Genomic DNA, 9,869 nt, shown 5'->3' with positions numbered 1-9,869 from the left:
TCGGGACGGATGTGCTGCAGCAGGTTGCTGCGCTCATCAAAGCTGTAGCGGTCCTGGCTACCGTCGGGGTGCACGTGGCGGATGATGTTCTTGCGTGCATCACGGAACAGCCATTGCTCGCGGCCATCGGGATGTACGACGCGGTAGGTATAGCCAAGGGCGTCGTAGTAGTACCAGGTTTCCTGGCCGTGGGCGTCGGTGACGTAGGTCAGGCGGATGTTCGGGTCCCACGCCAGACGGGTCTCGAAGCTGCCGTCATCCGCCCATTCATGAATCGCCTTGGCGTGCGGGCCTGTGCCATCCCATTCGAGGTTGAGGCCACGGTCGGTGCGGTCGGTGTAACGGGTGATCAGATGATGCTGGTACTCATAGTGCCAGGCGGCACCGTTTTCATCCTGAGCCGCTACCAGGTCACCCGCGCCGTCGTAGTGATAGGCGCACAGTTGGCGCAGCGGCTTGCCATCGACCACCTGCCACACGCCCTGGATATGCCCCTGCTCATCCAGCAGGGTGCCCAGTTGCAGGTGCACCTTGCTCGGGTCGTCGTCCTGGTAGGTGTTGATATCGGACAGCACCGGCTGGCCGTTGTGGCGATGCTCGTAATGCAGCATGGCACCGGCGCCGCTGCGCAGGCGAATGTGGGTCAGGTAAAAGCGCTCGCCGACCTGGGCATAGGTTTCGAACCGCTCCTGGCCCCGCACCAGGGTCAGCTGATGTGCACTGGTGCGCTTGAGGGTCAGGTATTCGATGGGGTCGTGGTGCCAGGTGTCGACCTCGAGCCACGGGAAGTCGTGGCTGCGTCCATCGCTGTCATGCAGCACCAGCCCCTTGTCGACCACATCGATGCAGGTGGTGAACTCGGTGATCCAGCGTGCGCCTATGGTGCCGCTATCCAGCGCGTCGAGCCGCGAGTTGTAGACCCGGGCCCAATCCACCGGGAACGGGCCGGACAACGCGAAGTCCTGATGAACGACGGTCTCGTCGCCGAGCACATGGCCGATGCTGTGGCCGGTACAGGGACAGATACCATTCTTGTCGGTATTGGGGGCCTTTTTGGCCCTGACCTGGCGGCTGACCACCTCGGTCGGGCCTTCACTGTGGATGTGCCGCGCCTGCTGGGTGACCCCGGGGCGAATGCTGGTGGCAACGCCGCGCCTGGCGGGGTGTGCCAGCACGGTTTCCAGCAGGCGGCTCAGCAGCCAGGCAATGCTGTTTTGCATGCCAGGGGCGCCCAGGGCTTCGAGGCGATCCGGCACCGACGCGGCCAACCCGTCGAGCGTGTGCACCAGCGGGCGCAGCAGGCTTTCCAGCGCCTCGCCGAAGTGGCTGGCGACATGGTTGTAGGCCGCCTTGAGGTTGCCCTCGGAGGCATTGGCCAAGGCCGACAGCGCCAGGCGCCAGGCGTCAGTGCTCAGCAGCGAGTCGTACAGCGCCGCCTGGGTCATCTGGGTGCGTGACAACTGGTGGCTGGCTGCGGCGTCGAGTTGGCCCCGGGCAGCGGCTTCTATGGTCCTGGCCAGCGTGGTGAACAACAGGCGCGCGGTGTCGGCGGCCTCGCCGAGCATGGCCGGCAACTGGGCCAGCGCCTCGCGTACGTAGTGTTCCAAGGCGCCGCGGATGTTGGCATGCAGGTGGCCGTCGATGATCTCCAGGATCACCGCGCCGATGTTCGCCCCCGGGCGACGGCGCAGGGTCTGGCGGGTCAATTGCAGCACCGGGCGCAGCACCATGCGCGCCTTGGCCAGGCCTGGGGGAAACGGCACTACGCCGATCAGGTTGATGCCCAGGCTGACCCAGTCGAGCGGGTCGGGGGACGGGCTCTCCAGCAGCGTGAGGATGTCGATCAGTACATCCACACCGGCCAGGGCATTACAGACCACCGGCACATTTTCGCCGGCCTGGCGCAGCAGTTGCAGGTTCACCAGGCCGTAGGTGACCTCGCGCAGCCAGTGGTCGACAGAGGCGGCGGCAGCGCCGAGGTCTTCACTGAGCAGGGTTTCGAGTGGCGCAATCGCAATCTGGATCTCACGCTCGCTGGGCGTGGACGCTGTGGGGGAAGCAGACATCGGGAATAGCCTTCCTAGGCAGGGGCGAAGCGCCCTGGGTGGTCCATGAAGGCAAAAGGGTACGAGGGCAAGGAATTCTCAGATATGGAGAAACTTCCTGGAGTTGTGTGGGATGTGTCACATAACGATGTAGAGGCCGCGGATATACACCGGCACCGGCAGGCGGTCGAAGCCGCGCACGAACACCACCTGCTCGGCGCGACCGCCGATGTAGCCCAGGTTGACGCCGGGGGCCCGGGTGAACGTGCTGGCGACAGTTAAGACAGTACTTTTCGTACAGTGCCTAGAGCGCCCCATCCAGCACGTCACCTACTTCCCATTGACTTGCGTTGCCTACCTCCAATGTTTGGAACTTATGTGGCAAGTGTTGATAGCTCGAGCGCTGCATTTATCGTCACTTCAGTTTTCTACAAAGCCAAGCTCCCCATTGCGCGGCTATGTGCGTTTCCGATCTGCCAACTCGCCCACATACCAGTGGCCTCCATTGGGGAAGTCCAACGTCACAGACTGTTTGGACAACACTGGCCTCTGTCTATACTTTGTCTTGTAGGCGGGTTGCTCCGTAGGATTGTCTGAGTTGAGCCATTTCTTAATGGAAGCGTCGGTAGAATTCAGCTCAATCAGACAGAAGTCAAAATCTGAATTATTTGTCAATTTGAATAGAAGATTTTTTGGATCTTCAGGTGGCGCAGTTAAGGAATCGGCGGTCGTCGCTATAAACCTTCCGCCGGGGTAGAGAACGAAGTCATAAATGGTTTGGGGCGAACTCAATGGGGATTTTGTACCCGTGGTGGGGTCGTTGAATTTTTGGTAGTGAAAATAATTGATTTTACCCTCCATTTCGTTTTGGAGTTGTACGCTGTAGGATGTTGCGCTGGAGATTTTTGCACTCATGATCGATGCTCCCAGGATAGCCACGCGGCTTTGTGTTCCTAGATAGTTTGCTACGTCATTTTGCTTGTCACAACTGTCAACTTTGCCAGTTGCATCGAGCCGATCCAGCCTTGCTGCCTTAGCAATAATACACAAGCATCCGGCTCCCGCTTCATGGGGGGTGCGCATACAGGTGTAGAGCGTGTAGAAGCCCCGCGCCCAACCCGCTAACCTTGCAAGCCCGCAGGCAATCCAGCGAACGGTCCTCGAGCACTGCTACTGCGCCACCCGAACATCAGATGGCAGCTCCACTCAAAAAGGGAGGGTGTTGCAACGGCAATCACCCTCCTCTGTTCAACGCATGCACTACTTAAAAATGCTGACGACGCGAGAGCTGAGTTAGGGTCACTTGAGTTCTGTACAGCACCCAACCTCCCCGTTGCGCTGTCAGGGGAAAAGGTCAGTCATCTATTTTACTTCGCTCACCGCCCACACGCTTCCTTCGATTACCGCCACACTAGTTGAACTTCCTGGAGGTAGCAGCCATGCGTACCATTTAGAGGGGTCGCCACGGCGAGGTTCGTAGTCGATCCAGCGCCGTAGTACCCCCCCTGGAAACCGCTTCGGTCCTGTATTCACCCCCCCAACCATTTGGTTGTATCTATCGATTGTTAACTCGTGCTGAGATTGAACGTCTTCCTCACTTTCGTCCCCCGGAATGTCCTCCAGCGCGGCTATTACCCAGTCGGGATAAGGGGGCTCACCGTATACGCGGAGCAACCCGACAGGAAAACCTGAATTATTTGTAAATTTGAATCGAAGAAGTTTTGGATCTTCAAGCTGCGTTTGGTAGGACTCGGCGGTCGTCGCTATAAACTTTCCGCCGGGGTAGAGATTGAAGTCATAAGTAGTTTGGGGCGATGTTAATGCGGATTTTGTACCCGAGGCGGGGTCGCCGAACTTTTGGTAGTGGAAATAATTGATCTTACCTTCCATTTCGTTTTGGAGTTGTACGCTGAAGGATGTTGCACTCATGATCGATGCTCCCAGGAAAGGCACTCGGCTATGTGCTCCTGGATAGCTTGCTACGTCATTTTGCTTGTCACAACTGTCAACTTTGCCAGTTGCATCGAGCGGATCCAGCCTTGCTGCCTGAGCAATAATGCACAAGCATCCGGCTCCCGCTTCATGGGGGGTGCGCATACCGCTGTAGAACGCCTTGAATCCCCACCCCAACCCCGCTAATCTTGCGACGTCGCTGTCAATCCAGCGACCGGGCGTCGCGGCCCGCTAATGCAAAAGGCGCAACTGCGCCACCTGAACATCAGATGGCGGTTCCACTCAAAAAGGGAGCTGCACAATGGTCAAAACCGTCTCCAATCCCCCGCTTACTACTCAACCCCGCAAACGCATCTACACCGCCTTCGGCTGTTGCAACGGTAATCACCCGCCCCTGTTTTCAGTCTGCGAAGGCATCGAGCTGGAAGACGCCCTGGTTCACCTGTCGCTCCAGATCCAATGCGCTAAGGACACCACCGCCCAAGCCTGCGAACGCGCCGACGAGCAGTTCAAGACGCTGCTGATCGCCGCACAGCAATCGCTGGAAATGAGCACCGTACTGATCGACACCGTGCTGGACGGCATGGAAGCAAACGCGGCACCCGAGTAACGACGCAACACACGGGCCGCACACGCGGCCTACCGAGCTCGCTCCGCCCACCAAAACCCCACCTGCCCCCCCACATCACGCACTCTCCCCTTGCTGTCCACGGCCCACTGGCACTAGGATGCGACAAATTCTCAAATGCACCTGGCTATCATGCTGAGGTTTTCCGTGTCGTCGCCATCCACTTCCCCCACCCCTCACGCCGATGTTCGTGCGCTGTACATCAACCATCACGCCTGGTTGCTGGGCTGGTTGCGCAAGCGCATGCGCCACGGCGACCACGCGGCGGACCTGGCCCACGACATCTTCGTGCACATCCTCGGCAAGCCGGAGCATCTGCAGCAGTTGCGTCAGCCGCGTGCCTGGTTGAGCACCGTGGCCCACGGGCTGCTGGTGGATCGCGTGCGCCGCCAGCGGGTCGAGCGGGCGTATCTGGAGGCCATCGCACACCTGCCCGAAGCCGAAGTGCCGTCGCCCGAGTCGCAGCTGATACTGCTGGAAACCCTGACCCGTGTGGACGCCCTGCTCAACGGCCTGCCGCCCAAGGTGCGCATGGCCTTTCTGCTGTCGCGCCTAGAGGGCCTGAGCTACAAGGAGATCGCCGAGCGCCTGGCGGTAAGCCTGAGTTCGGTGGAGAAGTACATGGCCAGCGCCATTCGCCATTGCTACCTGGCCCAGCGATGAGCCGCCCGCCATTGCCCGAACTGCCCGACAACGTGCTGGACCAGGCCATCGGCTGGCTGGTGCGCATCGAGTCCGACGGCGCCAACCCGCAACTGCTGGAGGCCTGCCAACGCTGGCGTCAGGCGCACGCGCTGCATGAGGTGGCCTGGCAAGCGCTGCAAAAAAGCGATGCCACCTTCCAGGGCCTGGCCGCACTGCCCGGCTCGGTGGCGCGGGACACCCTGCAACGCCTTCAAGGCGGTCGTCACAGCCGGCGCCAGGCGCTCAAGCTGCTGGGCGTGGGGCTGCTGGCCAGCGGCGTTACCGGCTGGTCGATGCGTGACAGCGCGCTGGTGCCCTGGGGCGCGGACTACGCCACCGAGGTGGGCGAGCGCCGTCAGTTTTTGCTGGACGACGGCACCCGCCTGCAACTGAACACAGCCAGTGCAGTGGACGTGCAGTTCACCGCCCAGCGCCGGTTGATCGTGCTGCGGCGCGGCGAAATCTTTATCGACACCGGCAAGGACGCCGCCACGACGGGCGGGCGTCGCAGCTTCTGGGTCAGCACGCGGCATGCGCAGTTGCAGGCCATCGGTACGGCCTTTGCGGTGCGTGATGAAGCCAGCGGCACGCGGTTGCGGGTCGAGGATGGGGTGGTGGCGATTCAGGGCAAGGGCCAGCCGGTGATGGTTGCCGCCGGGGAGCAATACCTGATCGATGCAATCGGCAGCCAGCGGGTCGAAACCAGCACCCTCGACGCCAGCGCCTGGGCGCGCGGGCAACTGGTGGCCAAGCGCATGCAACTGCGCGAGCTGACCGCAGAACTGGCGCGCTATCGCCACGGCTGGCTGCGCTGCGACCCGGCCATCGCGCACCTGGAGGTGTCGGGCGTGTTCCAGCTCGATGACATCGACCAGGCCCTCAGCGCCCTGAGCGATTCGCTGCCGGTGCGGGTGGAACGCTTTACCCCGTTATGGACCCGTATCGTCGCCCGGTAAGGCTGATGAGAAGAAATCTCAAAAACTTTTACGGGTTTTGCCGCCCTCTTCGACAGACAGGCAATACACCTCGTCATTCGAAAGGAGCACGCCGTCCATGTCTTCTGCTTTTATCCCCACCCGGCCTTTGCAGCGCAGCGTGCTGGCACTGACCCTGCGCAGTATGTTGCTGGCCGGTGCCACCAGCGTGTCGCTGGCCAGTGCGGCCGCGCAGGCCGCCGAGGCAAGCAGCCGCCACTACGAGCTGGCGGCAGGCCCGCTGGAAGAGTCGCTCAACAGCTTTGCCCAGGTGGCCGGCATCAGCCTGCCGTTCGACCCGGCGCTGGTGCAGGGCAAGCGCGCCCCGGCACTGCGTGGGGACTATGCCGTGCAGGATGGCCTCGAACGCCTGCTGGCCGGCAGCGGCCTCACGGTTACCCGCACCGCCAGCGGCAATTACCTGCTGATTGCCCGTAGCCAAAGCGCAGATGCCCTGGAACTGGGCGCCACCACCATCAGCGGCCTGGGCCTGGGCTCGACCACCGAGCACAGCGGTTCGTACACCACCGGCGCCATGCAGACCGCCACCAAGCTGCCGCTGTCGCTGCGCGAAACACCGCAGTCGGTCACGGTGATTACCCGCCAGCGCATGGACGACCAGGGCATGCGCAGCCTCGACGACGTGGTGCAGGCCACGCCCGGGCTGCGCCTGTCGGCCGCGCGCCCGGCCAACAGCGAGTTCTTCGCCCGCGGCTTCCCCATCACCAACCTGATGTTCGACGGCCTGCCCACCACCTACAACGCAGACTGGGTGGCCACCGCCGACCTGGCCCCCTATGACCGCGTCGAAGTGGTGCGCGGCGCCACCGGCATGATGCAAGGGGCCGGCAACCCGTCGGCCGCCATCAACATGGTGCGCAAGCGCCCTACCCAGGCGTTCCAGGCCAGCGTGACCGGCAGCGCCGGCAGCTGGGACAACTACCGCAGCGAGCTGGATGTGTCCGGCCCGCTGAACGACAGCGCCAGCGTGCGTGGCCGCATCGTCGGCGCGTACAACGACAAGGGCAGCTATCAGGATTACGCCGGGCGCGAGCGCGGGGTGTTCTACGGCATCAGCGAGTTCGACCTCACCGACAGCACCACCCTGACCGTGGGCGCGTCCGAGCAGAACGACAATAACAACATCAACTGGGGCGGCCTGCCGGTGAACCCCGATGGCAGCCACATGGGCTTTTCTCGCTCCAAGACCTTCGGCTACAGCTGGTCGCACCAGGACGTCGAGAACAAGACCGTGTTCGTCGAGCTCGACCAGCGCTTCGACAACGACTGGCGCCTTCACCTGGGCGCGTCGAAAAACTGGTCCGAATTCAAGATGATGGGCGGCGTGTTGGAGCGCAACAACGACGCCACCTACCGCCAGCGCATCTTCAACCAGAACCGCGACTTCGATCAGTCCACCTACGATGTCTACGCCACAGGCCCGTTCACACTGCTGGGGCGCGAGCATGAACTGGTGGTCGGCGCCAGCAAGCGCCAGCTCAAGACCGAAGCCACCGGCGGCACGGTGTTCGTCGATGTGCCGGACATCAACCGCTTCAACCCGGGTGGCCTTGCCAGACCGAACGTGCCGGACATCTACTCCATCGACGACAAGGTCGATCAGGAAGGCCTCTACCTCACCTCGCGCTGGAACCTGGCCGACCCGCTGAAGGTGATACTCGGTGCGCGCCTGGACTGGTACGACGCCACGGCCATCTATGACCAGATCAACGACCAGTACTACACCTCGGGCAAGACCAAGGTGGTGCGCAACGTCACCCGTTATGCCGGGGTTATCTATGACCTGGACGACAACCATTCGGTGTATGCCAGCTACACCGATATCTTTCAGCCGCAGACCGAGAAGGACGGCCAAGGCAAAGGCATCGAGCCTATTACCGGCGAAAACTACGAAGTGGGTATCAAGGGTGAGTATTTTGGCGGCGCGCTGAATGCCAGTGCTTCGCTGTTCCAGATCGACCAGCTCAACCGCGCGGCCGAGGTGGCGGATGCAAGCCTGTGCAAGGTCATCCCGGTGGGTAGCTACGGGTGCTATGAAGCGGCCGGCAAGGTGCGCAGCCAGGGCATCGAGTTCGAGATCAATGGTGCGCTGACGCCCAACTGGCAAGTGGGCGCCGGCTATACGTTCGCCCAGGCCAAGTACGAGAAGGATGCCGACAAGGCCAAGGAAGGCCGGCTGTTCGACACCGACCTGCCGCGTCATATGTTCAAGGCCAGTACCACGTACCAGTTGCAGGGTGATCTGAAGCAGTGGCGTGTGGGGGCCAACCTCTATAGCCAGAGCGCGACGTTCAACAAGGGCAGCAATGTGTTCGGCAACTACCATGTCGAGCAGGAGGCGTATGCGCTGGTCGGGTTGATGGCGGGTTACCAGGTCAACAAGCATCTGGACACGCAGTTGAACATCAACAACGTGTTCGACAAGAAGTACTACCAGGGCATCGCCAGCAACTCCACGTGGAGCCCATATGATGTGTTTGGCGACCCGCGCAACTTGATGGTTACGGCGAAGTACAGCTTCTGATGATGCGCCGGGGTCAGCGTGATTGCCGGCGTATGCAGATTGACTGATGCACCGTGCATTCAGGCGCTGCGACCGCTTCGCGCTCGATTCGCGGGTCAAGCCCGCTCCCACGCCCTGCGGGCAGAAGCGGATTATGCATGGCTCGATGATCTGTTTCGGGCCGCCAGGCCGTAGGAGCGGGCCTTGCCCCGCGATCTGGTGCGCAGCGCCAGCAAAACCTGCACATGCGGTCTGCCTGATACACCGCGCACTCAGGCCTTGCGACCGCTTTGCGCTCGTTCGCCGGCAACGCCGGCTCCTACGCCCTGCGGGCAGACTCCGCTTCTGGCCGCCAGGCCGTGGGAGCGGGCCTTGCCCCGCGATCTGGTGCGTAGCGCCAGCAAAACCTGCACATGCGGTCTGCCTGATACACCGCGTACTCAGGCCTTGCGACCGCTTTGCGCTCGTTCGCCGGCAACGTCGGCTCCTACACCCTGCGGGCAGACTCCGCCTCTGGCCGCCAGGCCGTGGGAGCGGGCCTTGCCCCGCGATCTGGTGCGTAGCGCCAGCAAAACCTGCACATGCGGTTCGCCTGACACACCGCGCACTCAGGCGTTGCGACCGCTTCGCGCTCGATTCGCGGGTCAAGCCCGCTCCCACGCCCTGCGGGCAGAAGCGGATTATGCATGGCTTGATGATCTGTTTCGGGCCGCCAGGCCGTAGGAGCGGGCCTCGCCCCGCGATCTGGCGCGCAGCGCCAGCAAAACCTGCACATGCGGTTCGCCTGGCACACCGCGCACTCAGGCCTTGCGACCGCTTCGCGCTCGTTCGCCGGTAACGCCGGCTCCTATACCCTGCGCAGACTCCGCCTCTGGCCGCCAGGCCGTGGGAGCGGGCCTTGCCCCGCGATCTGGTGCGTAGCGCCAGCAAAACCTGCACGTGCGGTTCGCCTGACACACCGCGCACTCAGGCTTTACGACCGCTTCGCGCTCGTTCGCCGGCAACGCCGGCTCCTACGCCCTTCGGGCAGACTCCGCCTCTGGCCGCCAGGCCGTAGGAGC

Annotated in this window: 8 protein-coding genes; 4 read left to right on the top strand and 4 right to left on the bottom strand. The window is 62.4% G+C overall.

Going from position 1 to position 9,869, the window contains the following annotated elements; all coding sequences use genetic code 11:
* The 4 genes from NJH59_RS25280 to NJH59_RS25265 form a co-directional block, all read right to left on the bottom strand.
* On the bottom strand, positions 1 to 2,066 hold a 2,066-nt coding region (locus tag NJH59_RS25280; protein WP_253087460.1), incomplete at its 3' end, for a DUF6531 domain-containing protein.
* A gap of 117 nt (positions 2,067 to 2,183) precedes the next feature.
* Positions 2,184 to 2,363, bottom strand: a complete 180-nt coding sequence (locus NJH59_RS25275) for a Plug domain-containing protein (protein WP_253087459.1) — start codon at positions 2,361 to 2,363, stop codon at positions 2,184 to 2,186.
* Positions 2,364 to 2,501: 138 nt separating this feature from the next.
* Positions 2,502 to 3,095, bottom strand: a complete 594-nt coding sequence (locus NJH59_RS25270) for a hypothetical protein (protein ID WP_253087458.1) — start codon at positions 3,093 to 3,095, stop codon at positions 2,502 to 2,504.
* A 312-nt stretch (positions 3,096 to 3,407) separates the two neighbouring features.
* Positions 3,408 to 4,142 (bottom strand): hypothetical protein, encoded by a 735-nt coding sequence (locus NJH59_RS25265; protein ID WP_253087457.1) that lies wholly within the window; start codon positions 4,140 to 4,142, stop codon positions 3,408 to 3,410.
* Between the two features lie 157 nt (positions 4,143 to 4,299).
* Here NJH59_RS25265 and NJH59_RS25260 point away from each other — a divergent pair, with 157 nt between their 5' ends.
* From NJH59_RS25260 to NJH59_RS25245, 4 genes are all read left to right on the top strand, one after another.
* Positions 4,300 to 4,608: a DUF3077 domain-containing protein gene (locus NJH59_RS25260; protein WP_054915325.1), complete on the top strand. Its 309-nt coding sequence runs from the start codon at positions 4,300 to 4,302 to the stop codon at positions 4,606 to 4,608.
* Between the two features lie 165 nt (positions 4,609 to 4,773).
* Positions 4,774 to 5,289, top strand: a complete 516-nt coding sequence (locus NJH59_RS25255; RefSeq protein ID WP_253087456.1) for a sigma-70 family RNA polymerase sigma factor — start codon at positions 4,774 to 4,776, stop codon at positions 5,287 to 5,289.
* Positions 5,286 to 6,266 (top strand): FecR domain-containing protein, encoded by a 981-nt coding sequence (locus tag NJH59_RS25250; RefSeq protein ID WP_253087455.1) that lies wholly within the window; start codon positions 5,286 to 5,288, stop codon positions 6,264 to 6,266. The genes NJH59_RS25255 and NJH59_RS25250 overlap by 4 nt, the downstream gene beginning before the upstream one ends.
* Positions 6,267 to 6,363: 97 nt before the next feature.
* Positions 6,364 to 8,829, top strand: a complete 2,466-nt coding sequence (locus NJH59_RS25245; RefSeq protein WP_253087454.1) for a TonB-dependent siderophore receptor — start codon at positions 6,364 to 6,366, stop codon at positions 8,827 to 8,829.
* The last annotated feature ends 1,040 nt before the right edge of the window (positions 8,830 to 9,869 follow it).

Origin of the sequence: Pseudomonas sp. VE 267-6A (genome assembly GCF_024126555.1) — a bacterium.
Classification (GTDB): Bacteria; Pseudomonadota; Gammaproteobacteria; order Pseudomonadales; family Pseudomonadaceae; genus Aquipseudomonas; species Aquipseudomonas palmensis.
Note: the sequence above shows the minus strand (reverse complement) of the source record. Positions and strands in the feature narration are given on the sequence as shown.

Excerpts from the sequence above, each read along its gene's own strand:
- NJH59_RS25265 (WP_253087457.1), bottom strand. The coding sequence starts at position 4,142 with ATGCGCACCCCCCATGAAGCGGGAGCCGGATGCTTGTGCATTATTGCT.
- NJH59_RS25260 (WP_054915325.1), top strand. The coding sequence starts at position 4,300 with ATGGTCAAAACCGTCTCCAATCCCCCGCTTACTACTCAACCCCGCAAA.
- NJH59_RS25275 (WP_253087459.1), bottom strand. The coding sequence starts at position 2,363 with ATGGGGCGCTCTAGGCACTGTACGAAAAGTACTGTCTTAACTGTCGCC.
- NJH59_RS25250 (WP_253087455.1), top strand. The coding sequence starts at position 5,286 with ATGAGCCGCCCGCCATTGCCCGAACTGCCCGACAACGTGCTGGACCAG.
- NJH59_RS25245 (WP_253087454.1), top strand. The coding sequence starts at position 6,364 with ATGTCTTCTGCTTTTATCCCCACCCGGCCTTTGCAGCGCAGCGTGCTG.